This window comes from Methylobacterium sp. UNCCL125, assembly GCF_900116795.1.
GTDB classification, from domain to species: Bacteria; Pseudomonadota; Alphaproteobacteria; order Rhizobiales; family Beijerinckiaceae; genus Methylobacterium; species Methylobacterium fujisawaense.
This window is the reverse complement of the sequence record NZ_FPBW01000034.1, coordinates 38392-61159: the sequence shown is the minus strand read 5'-3', so window position 1 is coordinate 61159 and position 22768 is coordinate 38392. Positions and strand designations below refer to the sequence as shown.

General features: G+C 65.4%; 20 protein-coding genes and 1 other annotated feature. Of the genes, 10 read left to right on the top strand and 10 right to left on the bottom strand.

Annotated elements, in window-relative coordinates; translation table 11 throughout:
* Window positions 1–357 precede the first annotated feature (357 nt).
* Window positions 358–1586, top strand: a protein-coding gene (locus tag BM396_RS26895; RefSeq protein WP_091995070.1) for an IS3 family transposase whose coding sequence is annotated in 2 segments (ribosomal slippage) — window positions 358–646 and window positions 646–1586 — 1230 coding nt in all. Because the reading frame shifts where the segments join, the coding sequence is not laid out codon by codon here.
* Window positions 639–755 (top strand) — a sequence feature (AL1L pseudoknot). (Overlaps the previous gene by 117 nt.)
* Window positions 1587–1622: 36 nt before the next feature.
* On the opposite strand, the gene BM396_RS26890 is transcribed toward BM396_RS26895, so the two are convergent.
* The 3 genes from BM396_RS26890 to BM396_RS26880 all read right to left on the bottom strand — a co-directional run bounded on the left by BM396_RS26890 (window position 1623) and on the right by BM396_RS26880 (window position 5373).
* Window positions 1623–2123, bottom strand: coding sequence for a hypothetical protein (locus BM396_RS26890; protein ID WP_043387483.1), 501 nt, complete (start codon window positions 2121–2123; stop codon window positions 1623–1625).
* A gap of 819 nt (window positions 2124–2942) precedes the next feature.
* Window positions 2943–3851: a helix-turn-helix domain-containing protein gene (locus BM396_RS26885; RefSeq protein WP_051976262.1), complete on the bottom strand. Its 909-nt coding sequence runs from the start codon at window positions 3849–3851 to the stop codon at window positions 2943–2945.
* 865 nt (window positions 3852–4716) lie between these two features.
* The gene (locus tag BM396_RS26880) at window positions 4717–5373 is read right to left on the bottom strand and encodes a GntR family transcriptional regulator (protein ID WP_043387481.1); all 657 of its coding nucleotides are present in this window, start codon (window positions 5371–5373) and stop codon (window positions 4717–4719) included.
* 265 nt (window positions 5374–5638) lie between these two features.
* Here BM396_RS26880 and BM396_RS26875 point away from each other — a divergent pair, with 265 nt between their 5' ends.
* Window positions 5639–6943 carry an MFS transporter gene (locus BM396_RS26875; RefSeq protein WP_051976261.1) on the top strand — a complete coding sequence of 435 codons (1305 nt, stop codon included), beginning with the start codon at window positions 5639–5641 and terminating at the stop codon, window positions 6941–6943.
* A gap of 12 nt (window positions 6944–6955) precedes the next feature.
* On the opposite strand, the gene BM396_RS26870 is transcribed toward BM396_RS26875, so the two are convergent.
* Entirely contained in the window at window positions 6956–8668 is a 1713-nt protein-coding gene (locus BM396_RS26870; protein WP_043387479.1) for a thiamine pyrophosphate-binding protein, read from the bottom strand.
* Between the two features lie 210 nt (window positions 8669–8878).
* Here BM396_RS26870 and BM396_RS26865 point away from each other — a divergent pair, with 210 nt between their 5' ends.
* The 7 genes from BM396_RS26865 to BM396_RS26835 all read left to right on the top strand — a co-directional run bounded on the left by BM396_RS26865 (window position 8879) and on the right by BM396_RS26835 (window position 15976).
* Complete coding sequence (locus BM396_RS26865) at window positions 8879–9286, top strand: cobalamin B12-binding domain-containing protein (protein WP_043387478.1); 408 nt, start codon at window positions 8879–8881, stop codon at window positions 9284–9286.
* Window positions 9287–9296: 10 nt separating this feature from the next.
* Window positions 9297–10733 (top strand): phenylacetate--CoA ligase family protein, encoded by a 1437-nt coding sequence (locus BM396_RS26860; protein WP_043387477.1) that lies wholly within the window; start codon window positions 9297–9299, stop codon window positions 10731–10733.
* Entirely contained in the window at window positions 10730–11719 is a 990-nt protein-coding gene (meaB, locus tag BM396_RS26855) for a methylmalonyl Co-A mutase-associated GTPase MeaB (protein WP_043387475.1), read from the top strand. The genes BM396_RS26860 and meaB overlap by 4 nt, the downstream gene beginning before the upstream one ends.
* Window positions 11716–13407 (top strand): methylmalonyl-CoA mutase family protein, encoded by a 1692-nt coding sequence (locus BM396_RS26850; protein WP_043387474.1) that lies wholly within the window; start codon window positions 11716–11718, stop codon window positions 13405–13407. Before meaB ends, BM396_RS26850 begins: the two co-directional genes overlap by 4 nt.
* Window positions 13408–13520: 113 nt before the next feature.
* Window positions 13521–14138 carry a cob(I)yrinic acid a,c-diamide adenosyltransferase gene (locus BM396_RS26845; protein WP_043387472.1) on the top strand — a complete coding sequence of 206 codons (618 nt, stop codon included), beginning with the start codon at window positions 13521–13523 and terminating at the stop codon, window positions 14136–14138.
* On the top strand, window positions 14135–15238 hold the full coding sequence (locus tag BM396_RS26840; RefSeq protein ID WP_043387470.1) for an enoyl-CoA hydratase/isomerase family protein: 1104 nt from the start codon (window positions 14135–14137) through the stop codon (window positions 15236–15238). The genes BM396_RS26845 and BM396_RS26840 overlap by 4 nt, the downstream gene beginning before the upstream one ends.
* A gap of 3 nt (window positions 15239–15241) precedes the next feature.
* Window positions 15242–15976 (top strand): precorrin-2 C(20)-methyltransferase, encoded by a 735-nt coding sequence (locus tag BM396_RS26835; protein ID WP_051976259.1) that lies wholly within the window; start codon window positions 15242–15244, stop codon window positions 15974–15976.
* Between the two features lie 28 nt (window positions 15977–16004).
* Here the strand turns inward: BM396_RS26835 and BM396_RS26830 are convergent, their stop codons facing one another.
* From BM396_RS26830 to BM396_RS26810, 5 genes are all read right to left on the bottom strand, one after another.
* Window positions 16005–17054, bottom strand: coding sequence for an enoyl-CoA hydratase/isomerase family protein (locus BM396_RS26830; protein WP_043387468.1), 1050 nt, complete (start codon window positions 17052–17054; stop codon window positions 16005–16007).
* Between the two features lie 27 nt (window positions 17055–17081).
* Window positions 17082–17381: a hypothetical protein gene (locus BM396_RS26825; RefSeq protein WP_043387467.1), complete on the bottom strand. Its 300-nt coding sequence runs from the start codon at window positions 17379–17381 to the stop codon at window positions 17082–17084.
* Between the two features lie 199 nt (window positions 17382–17580).
* Window positions 17581–18504, bottom strand: coding sequence for an RNA-guided endonuclease InsQ/TnpB family protein (locus BM396_RS26820; RefSeq protein WP_244538969.1), 924 nt, complete (start codon window positions 18502–18504; stop codon window positions 17581–17583).
* Window positions 18505–18513: 9 nt separating this feature from the next.
* A complete protein-coding gene (gene tnpA, locus BM396_RS26815) occupies window positions 18514–18849 on the bottom strand; it encodes an IS200/IS605 family transposase (RefSeq protein ID WP_274927670.1) in 336 nt (111 codons plus the stop codon).
* 428 nt (window positions 18850–19277) lie between these two features.
* On the bottom strand, window positions 19278–20129 hold the full coding sequence (locus tag BM396_RS26810) for a transporter (protein ID WP_043387465.1): 852 nt from the start codon (window positions 20127–20129) through the stop codon (window positions 19278–19280).
* A gap of 1025 nt (window positions 20130–21154) precedes the next feature.
* On the opposite strand from BM396_RS26810, the gene BM396_RS26805 reads away from it, so the two are divergent.
* Window positions 21155–21418 carry a zinc ribbon domain-containing protein gene (locus BM396_RS26805; RefSeq protein ID WP_081948768.1) on the top strand — a complete coding sequence of 88 codons (264 nt, stop codon included), beginning with the start codon at window positions 21155–21157 and terminating at the stop codon, window positions 21416–21418.
* 267 nt (window positions 21419–21685) lie between these two features.
* Here the strand turns inward: BM396_RS26805 and BM396_RS26800 are convergent, their stop codons facing one another.
* On the bottom strand, window positions 21686–22762 hold the full coding sequence (locus tag BM396_RS26800; protein WP_043387463.1) for an NAD(P)-dependent alcohol dehydrogenase: 1077 nt from the start codon (window positions 22760–22762) through the stop codon (window positions 21686–21688).
* Window positions 22763–22768 lie beyond the last annotated feature (6 nt).

The following is a 22768-nucleotide window of genomic DNA, read 5'->3' as shown; positions in this document are numbered from 1 at the left end:
AATCAGTATCTTCTGACATTTTCCGATCCATTTCAGAAGTAGCCGATGGCCTTCACGATTATTGTCGACATTTAGCCGATGCCCATCGCCCAACCGGTAGGCGTCAAGGGTATCCTTAGCTATGTCGATCCCGATGGTCTGCTGCATGTTTCGCCTCGCCGCTTCGTCTTGTCATACGGGCCCGAAGCCCCTGTATCCGTTCAAGTCGGTGAAGGTTTTGGAGAGCGGCCACACTCAAGAGCGGTCCTGTGTCGACCAAGAGAATTTCGGCCCGCATTCCCCTGCATGACGGGCAACGACCCTTCGATGCAGCCCCAGCCAAGGAGCCATTCCTTCATAAGACAAGAGACTGGAGCCATGACGAAGCATACCCCACCCTTTTCCCCTGAGGTTCGCGAGCGGGCAGTCCGGCTGGCCCGGGAGCATGAGAGCGAGCATGGTTCGCAATGGGCCGCGATCCAGTCAATCGCGGCCAAAATCGGTTGCTCTGGCGAGACGCTGCGCAAGTGGGTTCGCCAAGACGAGCGAGATCGAGGCAAGGGTACAGGGCCGACCACGGACGAGCGCGAGCGGATCAAGACCCTGGAGCGGGAGGTCCGCGAGCTCCGGCAGGCCAACGAGATCCTCAGGAAGGCGTCGGCGTATTTTGCCCAGGCGGAGCTCGACCGCCGGTTCCGGTCATGATCGCCTTCATCGACGAGCACCGTGCGCTCTACGGGGTCGAGCCGATCTGCAGGGTGCTGCCGATCGCCCCGTCGACGTATCGTGCCCATGCCGCGCGGCGGGCCGATCCCGGGAGACTGCCGGCTCGAGCCAGGCGCGACGCGGCGCTCTCGGCCGAGATCCGGCGCGTGTACGAGACGAACTTCCGCGTCTACGGCGTGCGCAAGGTCTGGCGACAGCTCGCCCGCGAGGGGATCGTGGTGGCGCGCTGTACGGTGGCCCGGCTGATGCGGGCGATGGGCTTGGCTGGCGTCGTCCGAGGGCGGAAGGTCCGCACCACCGTCCCAGATCCGGCAGCGGCCTGTCCGCGCGACCGGGTCAATCGTCAGTTCAAGGCCGCGTGCCCGAACCGGCTATGGGTCGCGGATTTTACCTACGTGGCGACCTGGAGCGGCTTCGTCTACGTGGCCTTCGTGATCGACGTCTTCGCCCGCCGGATCGTGGGCTGGCGTGTCTCACGCTCGGCTCGGGCGGACTTCGTGCTCGATGCCCTGGAGCAGGCCCTGCACGAGCGCCGCCCCTTCGCCGGCAGCGGCCTCGTCTGCCATTCCGACCGCGGATCGCAATACGTGGGCCTCCGCTACACCGAGCGCCTCGCCGAGGCGGGCATCGAGCCCTCCGTCGGCAGCGTCGGCGATTCGTACGATAATGCTCTGGCCGAGACGGTGATCGGCCTGTTCAAGGCGGAGGTCATCCATCGGCGCGGGACATGGCGCTCATTCGAGGCAGTCGAGTACGCCACGCTCGAATGGGTAGATTGGTTCAATCAGCGCCGGCTGCTCGAACCGATCGGCCACATCCCTCCCGCCGAGGCGGAGGCACGCTATTATGCCCAGGCCGAGGTCCAAGCCTTGGCCGCCTGACCCAAACCAAACGGCCTCCGGGAAACTCGGAGCGGTTCAGCCGTCGATGAGCACAACCACCACACCGATGCGTTCGGCCGTCGCCGCGGAAGCCTGTACGATGTCGCCCGCGCGCCGCGCGACTGCGACGGCCTGGCCGGCGATCCGCGACGAGTCTGCGACCTGTGCGGCGATCTCCTGCACGGAGGTCGCAAATTCCTCAGGCGCCGCAGCCACGGTCTGAACATTGGCGAAGGTTTTTCGCGCGGCCATGGCGACACCCATCGATTCGCCTGTGGTCTGGTCGGCACAAGCGGTCATCGACTGCGCGGTCACTTCCATGCTGGTTGCGGCTTCCGAAAGGGCCAATATCAGCCCGGCGGCACGTTGCTCGAAGAGCTTGGCGGTCTCGTCCAACGTCTCCGCACGGATCGTCCGCGCCTGCCCCTCAACTTCAGCAGCTTCGTCGGAGACGCGCTTGGCTGCGAGCGTGTCTCTGAACACAGCCAGCGAACGCGCCAGGATGCCGATCTCGTCTCTGCGGGTCACGTGCGCCACAGGGGTATCAAGATCGACGTTCGTCAGGGTGGGCGGGTGATCACCCGCGACCAAGCCTCGGCCTGGGTGCTGTGGACCATCGGTCAGGACCTGGCCGCGGTCGAAAGGCCGGAACCCTCATCCAAAGCCGCGTAAGCGGCTTGGATGGGCTCGTTCATGTTCGTCTCGCGTCCGTGCGGCGAAGAGTCCAGACAATCCGACCAGCATCGTCTCTCAAGGCTGCACACCCGGCTCGGCTGGCTAGAAGACGCGCAAATCGGGCGTTCGCTTCAGCTATCGCCTCCGCCTCGGTCTGAGCAACGATCTGCTCGCTGGCAACCGAAAGGCCGCTGACACAGCGACGGTAGACGGAGCATTCAAAATGGAACACGGCCATACCATTGTCAAAGCAATGTTTCTGCCAAAGCGAGTGCTGATCGCGGCGTGGGGGAAGCGGTTAAAAAAGACGGCCCGACGGTCGGTCGGGCCGAGGTACCCCGTTGTTGAGACGTGGGAAGCACAAAGGACGTAGCCTTCAGCGATCACAGCGAACGTGTTACATGATCACTGACGAACGCGCTCGTACGAAGACATCATGCCGATGTGATGATACCTCAGATAAGCGACTTTCAAGTCGTTGTCTTTGCAGGTGCGGGAACGAATTGCTTAATCGAGAACGCGCCGCGGGATACGAGGTAGGAAAAGGACCGCGGTGCTGAGGCTGGCGGCCGATCTGAGAAAGCCAACGCGCTCCGATATACGTCTGCCGCGGTGGAACATTCCGGAAGCGCTCTCGGCCAGCGATGGATCCCCGCCTGGACTGACCGAACGAAGGGTCCCTCACGCCTTGCTATCGGGTTGCGAAGGCCGCTCAGCGATGTGGGGTGGCCGCGAGCGGTATTGCGTCCGGAAATGTGAGGGGGGCACCTGCAGGATACGTTGAAAGGTGGCGGTCATTTGGCTGTGGCCGGCAAACCCTGTCGCGTGAGCGATGTCGGCGAGGGACAAATCACCGGAGCGAATCAGATCGCAAGCACGGTCGATCCGGCGCCGAAGGATGTACTGGTGCGGTGAGTGCCCGGTGGATTGCCGGAACGCCCTGCAGAGATAGCGTGTGCTAGTGCCGATCACGCTGGCCAACTCCGTCAGATCCAGCCGCTCCGAAAGCCGCGACTCGATTGCATCGAGGATCCGCCGCAACTGCCTCGGGGCGAGGCCGCCGCGCGCGCTCGTTCGCGACGGCTTGTGCCGGGCAACGTAGTGCACCAGCGCGGCGGCCAGGGTCTGCAGGAAGAGCGGATCGGCTTGATCCGCACGGGCGATCTCGTCGGCGAAAACTGTCATGAGCTGGCCGATCGCCGCATCGGTTGCGTCCGGCTGCCGATTGTCGGCGAACGATCGTGCTGAGAGTGTCGCGGTCTCGTCCCCGAGAACGGCTGCGACGAACTCTGGCGCGAGCATGAGATGGCGACCGCGCCCGCTGCCGTGCCAGCCGCAGCGGACGGTCTGTCCCGGCGTGAAGACGGCCGCGCTTGGAGCAGCCGGGGCGTCGCACGGCATGTTCGAGGCCAGGCGCAGCGCGTCGGGTCGATGAGAGATGTGCAGGCGCGTGGCGCGCCCTTCGCACGAGCCGGGAGCCGCGTAACGGACGTCGTAGAAGGCCCACTCGGCAGTCGCGAGCTGGTGAGTGATGCTGGGCAGCTCGCCGTGATGGACCCAATCTGACTCCGGTGACAGGACCTGGCTCATCGCAGCGCTCCGAAGCCGGAGTGCTTCGATTGTTGACGCCTTCCGCCCACGCACGCGTGAACAGCCTCGGCCAAGTCGAGCCGGGATGCCCGCCCACTTCGGGCGATTTTGCAGGAGTCGGGCGGCGCGCACGATTGGAGGTGAAAGGTTTGCATCAGCAGCACTGCACAGGGGCCGGCGGAACGAGATACGCAGAGGCGCCAGAATGATCCGGCAGCCCGGGCCGCGAGGAGCGCGTAGCGCGCAGGTCGCGGCGGTGCGGCGACGCGCATCACGTCTGCCAATCGCTGTGGGTGCCACCTAGTGGCACCTTCAAACCCGAGGATCGAGAGCGCACGGGCTGGCCGCCCATGTGCAGGACGACGGTTTCTGTCGTGCCGCCTGTCAGGGACGGGCGAACACCGCTTCGGCGCAGGCCACGAGACGACCCAGGTCTCGCCTGACCACCTCGCAGAAGCGCGGCTTTCAGCGCTTGCCCGGACATTGCAGCACCGGAACGGCGAGAAGAGAATGCTCTCGAACGTGACACCGAGAATAAGAGTCGTGGCCGTGCGCGGTGTCGGGATCCGCTCGCTCCGCGGCGAAAGCTCCGTCGCGAAGGCTCTCAGATGTTGCGAGATCCTCATATGGTGCGGTGTGTCGGTTGTTGCGGTGTATCAATCGACGTTGCGTCGCACCCAACCTGAGGCTCTCGTACCCGATCTCTCAAGGCCCATTCAGTTACAGCGGTCGCGAGGTCTCACAAATCGCAGCGTTATTCAAAATTCTAGTTCTTGAATCGAAAATCTGTTCCCGATTGTGATAATCTCGCGGCGTCTTCTCCGGGTTCTCGGAGGCTGTCTCCGGTCGTACCCAGTCGGATGTCTTATTTCGCCTCCGGGTCGATCCGGACCCGCTCATAGGCCTCGACAACATGCCGGCGCATCAGATCTGCAGCGCCGGCCGCGTCACCGAAGATCATACGTTCGAGAATGCGGCTGTGCTCCTGCCACACGCTGATCGACATGCCCGGATAGCGGAGCACCTGACCCATCGCTCGGCGCAGGTGGAGCCAGTGTAGGCGCATGGTCTCTCCGATGATCGGATTGCCGGACAGCTCGTAGATGAAGGCATGGAAATCCATGTCGGCCTGGAGTGTGGCGCGCGCGTCGCCAGCCACCACCAAGTTGCGACCGTGTTCCACCAGCGAGCGCCCGCGCACGATGGCGTTCTTAGTCAGACGCTGTGTCGCGAGGCTGACCGCGAGGGGCTCGACGGCCGAGCGGAATTGATAGATCGCCTGGAAAAATTCGGGTTCGACGGCGGTGACGGTGAGCCCGCGACGACCTGACTGCATCAGGAAGCCCTGCGCCTTCAGCACCGCGAGCGCATGGGTGACGGGCTGGCGTGAGACGCTGAGCCGGGCCGCGATGTCGTCCTGCGTGAGTCGTTCGCCAGGCTTGAACGTGCCATCACACAAAGCGTCGAGGATCACGGTATAGGCTTGATCGACGAGGCTCGTCGATGGCTCGAGTGACTGCAAGCCCCGTCCTCCGATACGCGAACACGACAACGATATCACGCCCGCTTGACAGAAGAGCAAGCGCTCTGCACGCTGCGTTCCGTGTACCGAATTCCGAGTTCGAGGCCGCGAACGGCGCCGAACAGCAATTTCCTCGCCGGAACGCCACCGGCGTGCTCCCTGGAAATGCGAATGGGACTGTGATCGGCCAACGCCGATAGAATATTCCGGGCTCGATCCACCAAGTCACAATAATAGACTAGCTCTATTACAGAGGGAGGACGTTATGTCGAGCGGTCTCACGCTGGCCCCGGTCACCGATCTGCCTTCGCGCGATGCTCTCTACGGGAGATTGCTGCGCAGGATCGTGCCGTTCTTACTTCTCTGCTACGTCGCGGCTTACCTCGATCGCGTGAATGTCGGCTTCGCCAAGCTACAGATGCTGAGCGACCTGAAATTCAGTGAAACGGTGTACGGGCTGGGAGCGGGCGTGTTCTTCGTTGGCTACGCCTTATTCGAGGTCCCGAGCAACATCATCATGGTGCGATTTGGTCCCCGCTACTGGATCGCGCGAATCATGATCACCTGGGGCGTGATCTCAGCCGCCATGATGTTCGTCACGTCGCCGACGAGCTTCTACGTCCTCCGCTTCCTGTTGGGCGTGGCGGAGGCCGGATTTATCCCGGCGATCATCTACTACCTGACCATTTGGTTCCCCTCCGCCTATCGCGGCAAAGCCTCGGCGCTGTTTTTGGCGGGAATCCCGCTCTCGGGCATCGTCGGCGGCCCGCTGTCAGGCTGGATCATGACCGCCTTCCATGGAGCGACTGGCCTCCAGGGATGGCAGTGGATGTTCCTGATCGAAGGTCTGCTCGCCTCGCTGCTCGGGATTGTCTGCCTATTCCGGCTCGACGACAACGCGGCCTCGGCGGCTTGGCTCGCACAGGACGAGAAACAGCAGATCGCCGCCGACATCGCCGCGGAGGCGCGCGAGAAGCCGTTGCACACCGCCCGCCACGGTCTGACCAGCGGCCGGATCTGGCTGCTCAGCGGCACCTACTTCTTCTTCACCATGGGTCTTTACGGTCTCAGCTTCTGGCTGCCGACGATCATCCGCGATAGCGGGGTCAAGGATCCGCTGACCGTCGGCCTGCTCACCGCGATCCCTTACACGGGGGCGCTGGTGACGATGTACATCGTCGGATTGAGTTCGGACCGCCAGCGCGAGCGGCGTTGGCATCTCGCAGTCCCCGCCCTCGTGGGAGCGGCGGGGCTCATCGCCAGCGTGCTGGTGGCCCACAGCCCCGCGATGGCACTCGCCGCTCTCACGGTCGCGTCCGCCGGCACCCTCACCTGCATCCCACAATTCTATACTCTGGCGCCGAGCGTTCTCACGGGCGCGGCAGCGGCGACCGGCCTCGCGGTGGCAAACTCGGTGGGCAGCGTCGCGGGCTTCGTGAGCCCGTACCTCCTGGGTTGGGTCAAGGACGCCACCGGCAGCACCGGACAGGGGGTGATGGTGCTCGGCGCCACGCTCGTGATCGGCGCGCTCCTCGTCTTCATCAACCCGGCCCGCCTCGTAAATCGCTGACCCCGGTCCCGCTCAGCCGGCGCGCCAAGCCCGCTCGGCCCGGTCCCAAGCCTCAAGGGGCTGCAGGTCTGGGACCCAGGCGAGGCCACTCTTTGCATCCGACGAGACCGCCTCCCCGGTCACCAACACGTCGAGCAGGGCCGGCCGGTTCGCCATCGCCCGCGCGAGAGCCGCGGGCAGCGCGTCGGCCCGCTCCACACGCTCGGCGTACAGGCCGAAGGCACGGGCCATCGCAGCGTGGTCGGCGTGCTGGAGCCGCGTCCCGACCACGCGCCCGTGCGTGACGGTCTGGTCGTGGACTTCGATCTGCCAAGCTCCGTTGTTAGCCACCACGAACAGGACCTTGGCCCCGTGCCGCTGGGCGGTGTCGAGCTCCATGGCGTTGAATCCGAAGGCGCCGTCCCCGGTGGCGACCACGACGTCCCGTTCGGGCGCCGCGAGGGCGGCGGCGATCCCATAGGGTACGCCGACGCCGATGCAGCCGAACGACCCGGGATCCAGTACAATCCGGGCCGAGAGGCCGACCCGGGCGAAGCTGAGGAAATCGCCGCCGTCCGTGCAGATGATCGCCTCAGAGCCGGCGACCGCCTGCAGCGCGTCGAGCAGCCGGTTCGGGTGCATCAGCCCATCTGAACCATCGGGCGCCGCGCGGGCCTGCTCGCGGAGCTTGTCGACCCGCACGACATGGCCAACCCGCAATGCATCGACCCAGGCTCGATCGACCAGCGGCTCGCGCTTTTCGACGCCGCGCACCAGCGCCGTCAGCGTCTCCCCGGGATCGGCCAGAATTGCCGTCCCGGGGCGGTTGTCGCGGAGTTCCGCAGGCGCCCCGGCGATGCGCAGAAATTGCGCGGCGCTGAATACCGCTGGCGAGCCGTAGGCGAGCTGGAAGTCGAGACGCCGGCCGACCGTGACCACGAGGTCGGCCTCGGCCATCGCGCGGCCGCGCATCGCGGCGACCACGGACGGGTGATCATCTGGCACGAGCCCACGGCTCTCGCCGGTGTCGAGATAGGGACAACCGAGGCGGTCGAGCAGCGCCAGGAGCTGCGGCCCCGCCCCGCGTGCGCCGCGCCCGCTGACGATCAATGGGCGCTTGGCTGCGACCAGCAAGTCGACGGCGCGGTCAACCGCCTCGGGATCGGGCCGCGGCCGCGTCAGGACCCGAGGGCGCATCAGTTCAGGCAGCAAGAGCGGTGCGGGTACGTCGGCCCGCAGCACGTCGGTCGGGACGTCGAGGTAGGCAGGCCCCGGGTCGCCCCCCTCCCCCAGGGCCCGGGCCGCCGCTTCCGCGAGCTCCTGCGGGATGAGGCCAGGCTCGCGCACGGTGCGGGCATAGCGGGTAATCGGGCCGACCAGGCGCGCGTGGTCGAGGTCCTGCAGAGCGCCCCGGTTTTCCTGGGTCCGCGGCGGTGTCCCCGACAGGATCAGGATCGGCGCACGCGAGACGTGCGCGTTCGCGATGCCGGTCATGGCGTTCGTGACGCCCGGCCCCGCCGTCACCAAGGCGACGCCGAGGGCGCCTGTCACCTCAGCCTCACCCTGCGCCATGTGTACGGCCGCGCGCTCGTCGCGCACATCCACGATGCGGATGCCGGCGGCATCGACGGCCATCCAGATCGGCATGATGTGGCCGCCGCAGAGGCCGTAGACCCGCTCGACCCCCCAATTTTTGAGGAACCGCGCGATCACAGACGCGGCTTGGTGTTCCTCGGTTGTGCACATCAGTTCCTCCGCTCAGCCCAACGTTGCAGTCCCGCGAGTCGGTTTGAATTCCGTCCTCAGCGCGAAATTCTTGACTCAGAGTCCCGTCTGCCTTTGCCGCACAAGGGGACGCCGGCTTCTGCGCTGCAATATAAGTTCTATCTTGACGCTCAACCTGCACGATCGTACCGATGGCATACGGAGTTCGGAATTCAATAGCGAGAGCCCGGAATGAGCCAGCCGATCCGCGTGTTGCTGGCCAAGGTCGGCCTGGATGGCCACGACCGTGGCGTGAAGGTGGTCGCCCGGACGCTGCGCGACGCCGGCATGGACGTGATCTACTCGGGCCTGCACCGCACTCCTGAGGAGGTGGTCACGGCGGCGATCCAGGAGGATGTCGACGTGCTCGGCGTCAGCCTCCTGTCGGGGGTCCAGCTCACGGTCTTCCCGAAGATCTTCAAGCTCCTCTCGGAGCAGCAGGCGAACGACCTCATCGTGATCGCGGGTGGCGTGATGCCCGACGAGGACGTCGTCGCCATCAAGGAGATGGGCGTGCGCGAGGTCCTGCTGCAGGACACGCCGCCGGAAGTCATCGTCAGCACCCTACGCCGGCTGGTCGCCGAGCGTGGCGAGCGTTGAGGAGGCGATCATGGAAGCCTGGACCTTCCCGACCGCCTACGACGACAGCTACTTCCCGGACGCCGGCAGTCGCTACTGGTTTCCGCGGCGCGAGACCATGCCGGCGGGGGAGCGCGAGGCCGCAATCCTGGGCCGCCTGCGCGAGGTCTGTAGCTACGCCTACGCCAACGCTCCCTTCTACCGGCGACGCTGGGATGAGGCCGGTTTCCACCCGGACCAACTGAAGAGCCTGGAGGATTTCGAGGACCGGGTTCCGGTGGTCACGAAGGCCGAGCTACGGGCGTCGCAGAACGCGGCCCCACCCTTCGGCGATTATCTCTGCGTGCCCGACCGGGAGATCTTCCATATTCACGGCACGAGCGGCACCACCGGGCGGCCAACCGCGTTCGCCATCGGCCGCAACGATTGGAACGCCATCGCCAACGCCCATGCTCGTATCATGTGGGGCATGGGGATCCGGCCGGGCGACATGGTCTGCGTCGCCGCGATCCTCAGCCTGTATATGGGCAGCTGGGGGGCGCTCGCCGGGGCGGAGCGCCTGGGCGCCCAGTCCTTCCCGTTCGGCGCCGGCGCGCCCGGCATGACTGCCCGCTGCGCCCAGTGGCTGGCAAGCCTCAAGCCCGCGGCCTTCTACGGTACGCCCACTTACGCGCTGCACCTCGCCGAGGTCGCTCGCGAGGAGGGCCTCGACCCGCGCAGCTTCGGCCTGCGCATCATGTTCTTCTCGGGCGAGCCCGGCGCTTCCATCCCCGGCGTGCGCGACCGCATCGCCGAGGCCTTCGGCGCCAAGGTGTTCGACTGCGGCTCGATGGCGGAGATGTCGCCGTTCATGAACGTCTCTGGCACCGCCGAGACCCCCGGCATGCTCTGCTGGCAGGACGTGGTCTACACCGAGGTCTGTGACCCGGCCACCATGCGGCGCGTGCCCTACGGCAGCCGCGGCACGCCGGTCTACACGCATCTGGAGCGCACCTCGCAGCCGATGATCCGGCTCGCCTCGGGCGACCTGACCCTGTGGACCGACGACCCGACCCCGTGCGGGCGCACATACCCGAGCCTGCCGCAGGGCATCTTCGGCCGGATCGACGACATGTTCACGATCCGCGGCGAGAACGTCTATCCGAGTGAGATCGACGCAGCGCTCAACGAGACCTCAGGCTACGGCGGCGAGCATCGCATCGTCATCAGCCGTCAGGCGGCGATGGACGAGCTGCTGCTACGCATCGAGGCGGACGACAGTGTGTTCGCCCGCGGGCCGGAAGGGGTGGAGGATTTCCGCCGCGCGGCCTGCCACCGGTTGCAGAAGATGCTGGGCCTGCGGGCGCAGGCTGAAATCCTGGCAGCCAACACCTTCCCGCGCACCGACTTCAAGGCCCGTCGAGTGATCGACGACCGGGCGGTGTTCCGCGACATGCACGCGCAGATCGCCGACCGGGGGGCTGCGTGACACGGGTCCCCTCCCTCGACCTCGTCGAGCGGATCGCCGCGGGCGCGGTGCCGGCAATCGGGCGGATGATCTCCCGAGCCGAGGCCGGCTCCCCAGAAGCGCGCCCAGCGCTGGCCGAGATCTACGGCCGGGCCGGACGCGCCCACGTGGTCGGCCTCACCGGCGTGCCGGGTAGCGGCAAGTCGACCCTCGTGGCGACGCTCACAGCTCATCTGCGTCGGGCCGGCCAGAAGGTCGGCGTCGTGGCGATCGACCCGTCAAGTCCGTACTCGGGCGGCGCCATCCTGGGCGACCGGATCCGGATGGCCGACCACGTCTGCGACGCGGGCGTCTACATCCGCAGCATGGCCACCCGGGGCGCCATGGGCGGCATGGCCCGGGCCGCCCTCGACGCAGTCGACATTCTCGACGTGGCGGGCTTCGACACCGTGATCATCGAGACGGTGGGCGTCGGCCAGGACGAGGTCGAGATCGCCCGAGCCTCGCACACCACAATCGTGGTCTCGGCCCCCGGGCTCGGGGACGAGATCCAGGCGATCAAGGCCGGCATCCTGGAGATCGCCGACATCCACGTCGTGTCGAAATGCGACCGCAGCGACGCCAACCGCACCCTCACCGACCTGAAGCAGATGCTCACGCTCGGGGCGCTCACCGCCCGGCACGCGGAGTGGCGCATCCCGGTGATCGGCCTCTCCGCCTACAAGGGCGAGGGCTTCGAGTCCTTAATCGCGGCGGTCGAGGACCATCGACGCGTCGCCTTCGAGACCGAGACCGGAGCCCGGCGTCGGCAGGCAATCGCGCGCTTCCGCTTGGAGAAGACCGCCGAGAATCTGCTGATCGAGCGCTTCAGCCGTGGCGCGCAACGCCTCAGTGGCCCGCTGGCGGAGCGCCTCAGTGCGCGGGCCGGCGACCCTTACAGCCTCGCCGCCGCACTCCTCGAACAGGCCCTCGCGTCAGAGGCCGACGAACCCGGAGCATCGTCATGACCAGTCTCATCGACCGGACCACCGTCGACGCGCTGCGCTCAGAGGTGGCCGACTGGGAGGAGAAGGAGGTCGGTGCCTTTATGAAGAAGCAGGCCGAGCGCAAGCCCGCCTTCTTCACCCTCGGCGACATCCCAGTGAAGCGCGTCTACACGGCCGCCGACGCCGCCGAGACGCCGATCGAGGATATCGGGCTGCCCGGCCGCTACCCATTCACCCGCGGTCCGTACCCGACCATGTACCGCTCGCGGAATTGGACGATGCGCCAGATCGCCGGCTTCGGCACCGGCGAGGACACCAACAAGCGCTTCAAGTACCTGATCGCCCAAGGCCAGACCGGCATCTCGACTGACTTCGATATGCCGACCCTGATGGGCTACGACTCCGACCACCCGATGAGCGAGGGCGAGGTCGGGCGCGAGGGCGTGGCGATCGACACGCTGGCCGACATGGAGGCTCTGTTCGACGGCATCGACCTGGAGACGATCTCCGTCTCCATGACGATCAACCCCTCCGCGTGGATCTTGCTCGCCATGTACATTGTCCTGGCAGAGAAACGCGGCTACGACCTCGACAAGCTCTCGGGGACGATCCAGGCCGACATTCTCAAGGAGTATATGGCGCAGAAGGAGTATATCTTCCCGGTGGAGCCATCGGTCCGGATCGTGCGCGACTGCATCACCTACTGCGCCAAGCACATGAAGCGTTATAACCCGATCAACATCTCGGGCTACCACATCTCCGAGGCTGGGTCGTCGCCGCTCCACGAGGCCGCCTTCACGCTGGCCAACCTCATCGTCTACGTCGACGAGGTGCTGAAGACCGGCATGCCGGTCGACGCCTTCGCGCCGCGGCTCGCCTTCTTCTTCGTCTGCCAGGCGGACTTCTTCGAGGAAATCGCCAAATTTCGGGCGCTCCGGCGCTGCTACGCCAAGATCATGAAGGAGCGTTTCGGGGCCAAGAACCCGGAATCAATGCGCCTGCGCTTCCACTGCCAGACGGCAGCCGCCTCGCTCACCAAGCCGCAGTACATGGTCAACGTGGTGCGTACCTCGATGCAGGCGCTCGCGGCCGTGCTCGGAGGCTGCCAGTCGCTCCATACCAACGGCTACGACGAGGCCTTCGCCATCCCCACCGAGGACGCAATGCGCATGGCCCTGCGCACCCAGCAGGTCATCGCGGAGGAGACCAACGTCACTCAGGTCACAGACCCGCTCGGCGGCTCGTACTACATCGAGACCCTGACCACGGAGTACGAGAAGCGTATCTTCGAGATCCTCAAGGAAGTGGAGGAGCGCGGCGGCACGCTGAAGCTGATCCAAGAGGGATGGTTCCAGAAGCATATCGCGGATTTCGCCTACGAGACCGCGATCCGGAAGCAGACCGGCGAGAAGCCCGTAATCGGCGTCAACCGTCTCGTCGACGACACCCCGGATCCGAAGATCGAGACGCACCCCTACGACCAGTCGACCGCCGACCGGCAATGTGCCCGCACCCGCCGGGTCCGGCAGGAGCGCGATCCGGTGAAGTTCGACCTGCTCCTGCAGCAGCTCGTGGCGGTGGCCAAAGATCCGGCGCAGAACATCATGCCGATCACCATCGAGCTGGTCCGCTCAGGGGCAACCATGGGTGACATCATCGAGACGCTGAAGAAGGTCTGGGGTACCTATCGGGAGACACCGGTCTTCTAGGAGCATTTCAGCGTCTTTCAGATCGTAAGCGGCGTTTGGAGGCCAGAGACCGTCGCGCTCTTCGGGATACGACATCAACGTCGCTCGCGGACACTCTGTGGGAGGGTCAGAAGATGGGTTCTCGGCTTTCGGAAATCGCGGCCCACGCTGGCGATCATGGCCAGACCGGACTCGATAACCGGCTACGCGTGGACAAGGACAACCCCGTCATCCAGGCCCTCGGCGCAGTGGACGAACTCAATAGCTGGATCGGTGTCGTAATCGCGCTGTCGGGATCCGATAAGATCCGGTCGTTTCTGTCGCTGGTCCAGCATGATCTGTGCGATCTCGGTGCTCAGATCAGGGGCCCTGGTACGCAGCGCCTGTCACCAAATCACCTCGCGCGGCTAGAGATGCTCGTCGCAGCGCTCAACAGCGAGTTCGGTCAGCTGAAGGAGCCGATCCTCTCAGGAGGCGTTCAATCGGCGGCATTCGCACACGTGGCGCGAACCGTCTGCCGACGCGCCGAGCGGGATCTCTTCACGCTGATGGAGGCGTCCAACCGGTTGGACGGTCTGCAACCTGCCGATCGGGCGCCCGCGACCGATGATTTCGGTCTCCCATATCTCAATCGGCTCTCCGATCTACTGTTTGTCGTCTCACGCTTCGAGAACTGCAATGCCGGGCAGACAGACGTCATGTGGAGGCGCGAACAGAGTCTGAGGTCAGATCCGGTTCAGGTCGGGCGATGAACGGATTGGCCGCGGCTCCGACGGATGAGGTGCGCATACGCCGGAGCGGACGGCTCGGGCATCTCACTTTAAATCGTCCCGCGGTGTTGAATGCCCTGACCCCTGGCATGGTCACCCGAATGCTCGCGGCAATCACGGCGTGGGAAGTCGAGAGCGGGATCAGCGCAATTCTCATCGACGGCGCAGGAGAACGGGGTTTCTGCGCGGGCGGCGACGTCAGGATGCTGCATGCGAGTGGCCGACGCCGGGACGGATTGGCCCAGCGCTTCTGGCATGACGAGTACGTGTTGGACGCGCTGATTGCCCGCTGCACGCGTCCGGTGATCGGGATCATGTCGGGGATCGTCATCGGGGCCGGACTCGGATTGACTGGGCACGCGTCCCACCGGATCGCCACTGAGGATCTGCGCCTCTCGATGCCGGAAGTCGGGATCGGTCTGATCCCGGATGTCGGCGCGACTTGGCTCTTGTCCCGGGCTCCCGGGGAATGTGGGACCTATCTCGGGCTCACAGGCGCGTCCGTCGGCGCCAGCGACGCGATCGCGCTCGGATTGGCCGATCTCTTCATCCCCTCCGAGCAGGTGCCCAGGCTCGTCCAACGGCTCACCGCTTCGGGAAGCGGCACCGATGCCGGAGGGATCGGCGAGATCTTGGCGTCGTACGCGGAAACGCCCGACACGGCGCCCCTCTCGGCTCGGCGTGCCCTCATCGACCGCTGTTTCGGTTTCAACAGCTTAGAGGAGATCGTCGCCGCGTTGGCGCGCGAGGACGATGCGTGGGCCGGCACCGTGCTTGCCCTCCTTCGAACCCGATCACCGACCAGCCTTAAGATCTCGCTCGCCGCGCTGCGGGCGGCGAGGGAGTTCAACTCCCTCGAGGACTGCCTCAGGCTCGAATTCCGGCTGGTGTGCCGGATCCTCGACGGCCATGACTTCTACGAAGGTGTTCGGGCTGTCGTCATCGACAAGGATCGCACGCCTCAGTGGAAGCCAGATCGGATTGAGGACGTGTCGTCGGAGGTCGTGCGCGCCTATCTCGATCCGCGTGACGCCCCGGAGGTCGCGTTCATCGCCCGTCCGGTGGATGCAGCGGTCGGCTGAGCGGTGTCCGGACGGACGGCAACCCTCTACGGCGTTGGGATGGGCCCGGGGGATCCGGACCTGCTGACCGTGAAGGCACAGCGTATCCTGATGCGGGCGCCAGTGCTGGTGCATTTCTGCAAGCGCGGGAAGCGGGGCAACGCCCGCACCATCGCGGACGCGATCCTGCGCGACCCCGCCCGCGAGATGGCGCTGGCCTATCCCTACACCACCGAGATCCACCCCGAGCATCCGGACTACGTGGCGGCGCTCGCGGGCTTCTACGACGACGCGGCCGGGCGGCTCGCCGACCATCTCGGCGCCGGACGCGACGTGGCGATCCTGTCGGAGGGCGACCCGTTCTTCTACGGCTCGTTCATGCATCTGTGGCGCCGCCTCAAGGACCGCTTCCCCGTGGAGGTGGTGCCGGGCGTGACCGGCATGTCCGGCTGCTGGACCCGGGCCGGCACCCCGATCACCTGGGGCGACGACGTCCTCACGGTCCTGCCCGCGACCCTGTCGCTCGCCGCGCTGACCGAGCGCCTGCGCGCGACCGATGCCGCGGTCGTGATGAAGCTCGGGCGTCACCTGCCCAAGGTGCGCGCGGCGCTGGCCGCCTCCGGGCTGCTGGAGCGCGCGGTCTATGTCGAGCGCGGCACGATGGCGGGCGAGCGCGTCGTGATGCTGGCCGACAAGGCCGACGACGACGCGCCCTACTTCTCCATGGTGCTCCTGCCCGGCGAGGGGCGCAGGTCGTGAGCACCGCGTCGCGCGTCCCGGCTCGCGGTCACCCGAAATTCGGCTCCGGATCTCCCGTGGGCTCGAAAGCGGAGAGAATCGCGGCGCGGTCGACGTCATCGAGTGCGGCGGGCTGCCAGGCCGGACGGTTGTCCTTGTCGACCAGGACGGCGCGCACACCCTCGTAGAAATCATGACCCTGCATTATCCGCGTGACCAGGCGGTACTCCGTCGAGATCGCCTCCGGCAGGGTCAAATTGAGGCCGCGCCGCATCTGCTCCTGGGCGAGGCAGAGACTGGTCGGTGAACGGCTGCGGATCGTGCGCGCAGTCGCGGCGGCAAAGTCCGATCCGGCAACCGCGTCGAGGTTGGCCAGGACGGCTTGGACGCTGCCGGCCGAGAAGCAGGCGTCGAGTAGGCCTGCCTCCCGCACCACCGGACCAGCGGATGGCGGAGGGCTGGCGTGGGCGGAAAGGACCGTGTCGATCGGCCCGCCCTTAGCGAGACCGTCGAGCACCGCCGGGAAGTCCGCGGCCTTCGCGGCATGCGTGGCGAGGCCCAGCGCGAGGGCGTCCCCCGGGCCGATCCTGTTGCCGGTCAGGGCGAGATAGGTGCCACTATGGCCGGGTAAGCGCGGTAGCAGGTAGGTGGTGCCGACATCCGGGATGAAGCCGATGCCGACCTCTGGCATCGCGAAGGCGTAATTCTCAGAAGCAACACGGTAGGGCCCGTGAACCGAGATGCCGACCCCCCCGCCCATGACGATACCGTCGATAAGCGCGACGATGGGCTTCGTGTAGCGGGCCATGGCGGCGACGAGGTCATACTCGCCGCGCCAGATGTCGAACATCATCGCGTGCTCGCCGGTGCGGGCCGCCTCGTAGATGCGCCTGACGTCGCCGCCGGCGCAGAACGCGCGTCCGCCGCTACCCCGAACAACCACACGCGTAACACACGCGTCATCCTCCCACGCCCGCATCTGCGCGCGCATCGCCCTGATCATGCCGAGCGTCAGAGCATTCAGCGCCTTGGGGCGATTCAGCGTTATGAGACCGAGCGCCCCACGTCGCTCGAAATCCACTTCGTTGGAACAGGCCATTTTCACCACGGCGTGCGGTTGCTCGTCTTAAAGTGGAATCGCCTCCGTGATCAACGCAATAGCCTGTCGCAGGGCTGCCGCATCGTCCTTCCGAGTCGAGTCCGTCGCCGTCGCGAGGCGCCGGCGAGCGGTTGGGTCCTCGGGGAAGGCGGCGGCCAAGCCCTCGTAGATCTCGACCGACTTGCGCTGTTCGTCCGGAATTTTGGAGAAGAACAAGCAGTTGGCGTATTCAATTTTAAGGAAGTACCCCACTGTCCGGTCAAAACGCGCCGTGACGGGTGTTTCCAGCAGCGGCCCGAGCCCCTCGATCGCCTCACGAAAATTCACCGCGGCCGTGACGTAGTTCGTGCGTGCTTCCTCACGAGAGTTTGCCTCCTACCCGTCGATGATCAGGCCCTAGCCGACCTCGACCACACCGACCATCTCGCTGGAAGCCACACCCCTGAGAGCCGCAACGATGGCGTTGCGATCGGTCGGCTGTGATGTCGCAGACTACGTTTCCAGCGATGGCATACTCTTCAGCTGATTAACATCTGCCCCGCCGTGAACGGCGGGGATTTTCGGAGCTTTCAGCCTCGTACCGAACGAGTTGGACGAGCAGAGACCACGCGGCATCGTGAATGGAATGCGCGAGCATCCCTCGCTTGAGCGCAGTCAGGTTGAGGTCTTCGAACGCGATGCTGCGGTAGCGGGAGACCAGGGACCGGGAAAGCCTATGCGGATGATCCCGACGCTGCCGGGCGATCCTTGCCGACCCAGCAGCCAGCCGCGCCCTGGCCTCGAGGCGGCGCTCCGAGCCTCGTTGGCACCGAGCCAGTGCACGCTGTCGCCTACTCTGCGCCTTCTGCACCGTGCGAGCAAACCGAGGTACCGGGACCGTGTCGCCGTCGCTGGTGGCGATGAGGCTGTTCAGGCCGAGATCGATGCCGACCGTACCCGTGCCGCACGCCTCGGCAAACGCGGCCTCGACGCTGAACACGACGTACCACTTGCCCTGCTGTCGCGTGAGGATCGCCGTGCCCAGTTCGTCGTCCTCTGGTAGGGCGCGATGCCACACAACCTTGATGCCGCCGAGCACGCCCAAGCGCCGATCCTTCCGGATCGTCAGCTCGTCGCCGACCCGGAAGGTCGCTGCATGATAGCGGGCCGACGCACGGAAGCGCGGGAGGCCGTGGCCGCACTTGAAGAAGGCAGTATAAGTTTGATCCAGCCGGCGCAGCACCTGTTGCAGGGCGGAGAACGACCAGCGTCCAAGCCCGTCCGGGTCGCTTCGCGGCACGCCTCCAACTCGCTGGCTTGATGCTTGTAGCGCAGGCTCATGCCGCGGCGGCGGTATGCCTCGACGCGCTTGCAAGCCGGCGTTGTACAGACCGCAGAAATCGCGGAGCTTTGCGTAGAGCGCTGTATCCTGCGTCCGGTTTGGCCGGAGCCGATACTTGTAAGAGCGCACAGACACCGCTCAGCTGCCCTTCTGCGCGGCGATGTGGGCTTTGACCACCTTGGCGCTGACGTGGTCGACTGAACCCGCATAGTAGGAGCGCGACCACGGCGTTCGCAGGCGCAAGCGCAGCGCCGGGAGCTTCTGGCGCATCAGCCGAGACGAGCGGCCTTTGAAGCGATTGACGATCTCGGCGACCGCAAGCGTTGGGTCTGCCTCCACGAACAGATGCACGTGATCGGGCATCACCTCGATCGCGTGGGCGATCAACTCTGCCTTGTCCGCAACCTCTGCGATGATCTCCCGCATCCGCGTGTCGTAAGGCGCGATCAGCACCTTGCGCCGGTACTTTGGCACCACACGAGGTGGTACTTGAGGCTGAAGGTTGCGCCCGCGTTGTGCCGATAGCGGCTCATTCAAAACATTATATCAAGGGCGTTTATCTTTCACGAGCTCGTCGGCCCATCCGCATGCAACCGACGCCTGAAGGCGACGGTCCCCTGCGGAAGTGACTATGAGTCTTGAGGTCTGATCGAATGCCCTCGCTTCCTGCTCGCCATGTCATTCTGAGAACGACTTTCCGAAATCGGAACTTACCGCGCCGGATGGTGCGCCAGTCGCCGAAAGCGAAGAGCCGAGTCGCTCAGATCCGTCCGCCGGTGGCTCGCCCGGCGCGAGCTACGACCGGGTCCCGAACAGCCTGCGAGCGGAGCAGCAGGGCCCGGAGTCGAGAGAGCTCAAGCTTCACGGAGCGGGCGCGCAGTGCCCTCCCGGGGCCCAATCTCTCAGTACCGAGCCCTGAGGGGCGCCGGCGTAGCCGGGGCCGGATCACCAACATACAAGGGAGCGACGACGCGCAGCCATCCTCGCGTGTCCCGACCGCCATAGTTCCGCTCGATCACGTCGCGGGTGAGATAGGCCTGCACCGTGAAGGGACCGAAATCGTAGCCCACGAGTCCGCCGACGGCGAACTGCCCTTGGGAACGGTACGAGGAAAACCGCGTCGGGAGGTCGGTCGATCCGAACGCGACAGGACCGAGCTCCCACTTGCCGAAGTGTTTCGTCGCGGTCAAATCGAGGTTCAGGTAATCCGGATATATGGCTCCATTCTTCGTGGTCGGCCCGACGATGGTGCCGTAATACAGATTGGCCGCGAGATTGTAGCCGTCAGCGGTGTACCCGATCGCAAACCGCTGGTTGATTGTGGTCGTCTCCGCATCGAGGTTAGTCCCCGAAGGCAGATAGGCCGCCAAAAGGTAGCTGACGCCGACGCCTCCGCCCAGATCCCAGGCGACGATGCCGGAAATAAAAAAGTCGGTGAGGCCGCCCTGCGTGCGCGTTCCGGGGCTAGAGACCCAGATGTTGGGCATGGCCACGATCAGCCCGAAATGCCCGTCGAAGATGCGAAGCGGCGTAGCCCAGACTAGGACGGGAATGTTGAGCCCGAGATCGGTATGGGCAGGTTGCGTGCTGCGGCGGCCGAAGTTGAACGTATTGATGAAGTAGAGGCCGTCCGGCAGCGGCGTAGCAACCGCGAGCCCGATCGTCTGGCCTGGCTCTGAGACGGACGCGGCGTCAGCCACCGTCGTGGCAGCGAACAGGCTGGCAGCAGCGAGAACAAGGCTGGTGTACCGCATCGCGTATCCTCATTGGGTTCGATGAACGTCTTCGCGCGCCGAAGCCGCGCTGGCGGGCCGGCCTCAATGGCGGCCAAGCTCGAGCCGATCCCGTCCGCGCGAACGCGCCGGCAGCCCGAGTTCATGGATCGGCCGGCTTAACGGCCGGCCGGGTCGATTTGCGGAAGAAGTGCGCCACGATCCGGATCGTCTCCGGGACTGATCCCGTCACGAAGTTGCGTCAGTGGTTTTTTCACCGAACTGACGTGGATCCACGTTAGATGCCCGCAGCTGCGGTCGAAGATTCCGCCACTAGATTCGGCATCTCTGCTTTAGTCAAGTTCTGATGCCGGGCGTTGATAAGGCGAGTCGATGTGTGTCGAGACGAGTTTTGTCTCGGACGGGGAGTGCGAGATCGCGGAAGGTCGAGAACTGGACATCGGTCGTCCTCAGATTTGCGGTTGGCAGGGCCGGCAACGGCGCGGTGCCGGGGACAGTGTTGGGCGGGTGCTCGCGCGACCGGTCCCAGCCATCAGCAAAGGTCAGAGACGACTGACGGATCGCCTCGCGCGCCGATCCGACCTGATCTGAGACAGGCCTCTTGATCAGATCAGCTGACACGAGGTCTCAGCCAGTATCCTCCCTCGTTCTTATGTGGCGGCGCTGCTGCGCGAACCATCTGTTCTGTAAGACTAGACTATTGCTGCTCGCAAGCGAGTCAATCCGGAAAAATAACACCGGATGGAGCTGTTGTAAGATTAGCACATTGTCTTACCTGGACAGAGCGTCCGGAGAGACGTGGTTCGGCTAAAGTTGCAAAACGCGACAGTGTAGCTGAATGCGACAAGTGTAGCGCGTGGTTGTTTTGGCGGAGAACCCTGAAACCTCGGCCTTCAGGCCGGGGAGGCCGCGCGTCGGCGCGGCGTGAAGGGTTGGTGAGATGCGCGCCTGGTGATAGAGACGAATTGTGACCATCGCCCGCGGCTTCCGCTACAAGCTGGAACCGCTGCCCGAGCAGGAGGGCCTGTTCCGGCAGTGCGGTCACTGTGCCCGCGCGGTTCACGTCGCAGACCTATGCGGCCTGCGGTGTAGTCGGTGCCAGAAGCCGCGAGAGTCAAGCGAGCTTCACCTGCGTCAGCTGCGGCCACTGCGATCACGCCGACATCAACGCGGCGATCAACATCCAACGGCGGTGGAACACACCGTTGCTGGACGTGGAGGGTGTGCATCAGCAGCCTGTCGAAGCGTCAACTGGACGAGACCTCACCGTCTCCGAAAATCCCCGGCCTTCACGGCGGGGAAGATGTTAACACCTGTGATCAGGCAAGTGCGGAGGTGCTGTGGAGCATCGATCCGGAGCTTGCCGCGGCCAACAGGTCGGAAACTCAACCCAGAGCCGCCTGAGCAGCTTAGGTGGGATCGTTCACGGCCGGATACTCTGAGGCGCTCTCCCGGTGCTGGCAGAGGCGAACCTAGGCCGCCTCCCGGAGACACAGCGCCTGCTGGACCGGTGCGGAGGACGCTTCGGCGGTCCCGTCCCGGGGGCATCGCGACGCCCGCGCGTGAGCCATGCACGATCAGGGCGTGATCGCGACTTTCAGAACCCCGTCGCGCTGATTGGCGAAGAGTTCATAGGCGTCCTCGATCTCTTCCAGTTTGAAGCGATGGGTCACCAGCCCGGATAGATCGGCGCGCCCTGAGGTGACGACCTCGAGCATGCGGCGCATGCGCTCCTTTCCACCCGGGCACAACGAAGTCCGGATCGATTTGTCTCCGAGCCCGGCCGAGAAGGCGTCCAGCGGGATCTTAAGGTCCGTCGAATAGACGCCGAGGCTTGAAAGCACCCCACCCGGGCGAAGCACACGCAAGGCAGCCTCAAAGGTCGGCTGCGTGCCGAGTGCCTCGATGGCGACGTCGACGCCGCGCCCGTCGGTCAGGCGCATGATGGCCGCGACGGGGTCCTCTGCCTTGAAGTCCACAACGGCGTCCGCACCCATCCGCTTGGCCATCTTCAGGCGCGCCGGGACCGTGTCGACGGCGATGATGCGGGTTGCGCCCATGAGCTTCGCACCCGCCGTCGCGCAGAGCCCGATCGGCCCCTGCGCGAAGACCGCGACCGTGTCACCAATCTTGATCTGCCCGGTCTCGGCACCGGCCAAGCCCGTTGACATGATGTCAGGGCACATCAGGACTTGTTCGTCGCTGACGCTGTCGCTGATGGGCGCGAGATTCGCCATCGCGTCGGGGACGCGCACGTATTCGGCCTGGCAGCCATCGATCGTATTGCCGAACTTCCAGCCGCCGATCGCCTTCCAGCCGTGCCGGGTTCCCGCACCGTCCTGGGCGCCGCAGCCGCACAGGCACGCGTGGCTCCAGCCGGATGGCGTGATGGCGCCGGCGATGACCCGTTGTCCCTCCGTGAAGCCGCTGACGCCGGAACCCAACTTCTCGATGATGCCGACTGGCTCGTGCCCGATGGTCAGGCCCTTCTCGACGGGATATTCGCCCTTCAGGATGTGGACGTCGGTTCCGCAGATCGTGGTCGTGGTGATCCTGACCAGCGCGTCCTGCGGGCTGATATCCGGGATCGGCTTCTCGTCGAGCACGATCCGGCCCTTCTCCACGAACACCGCCGCCTTCATCCTGCGCTGCATATCGGT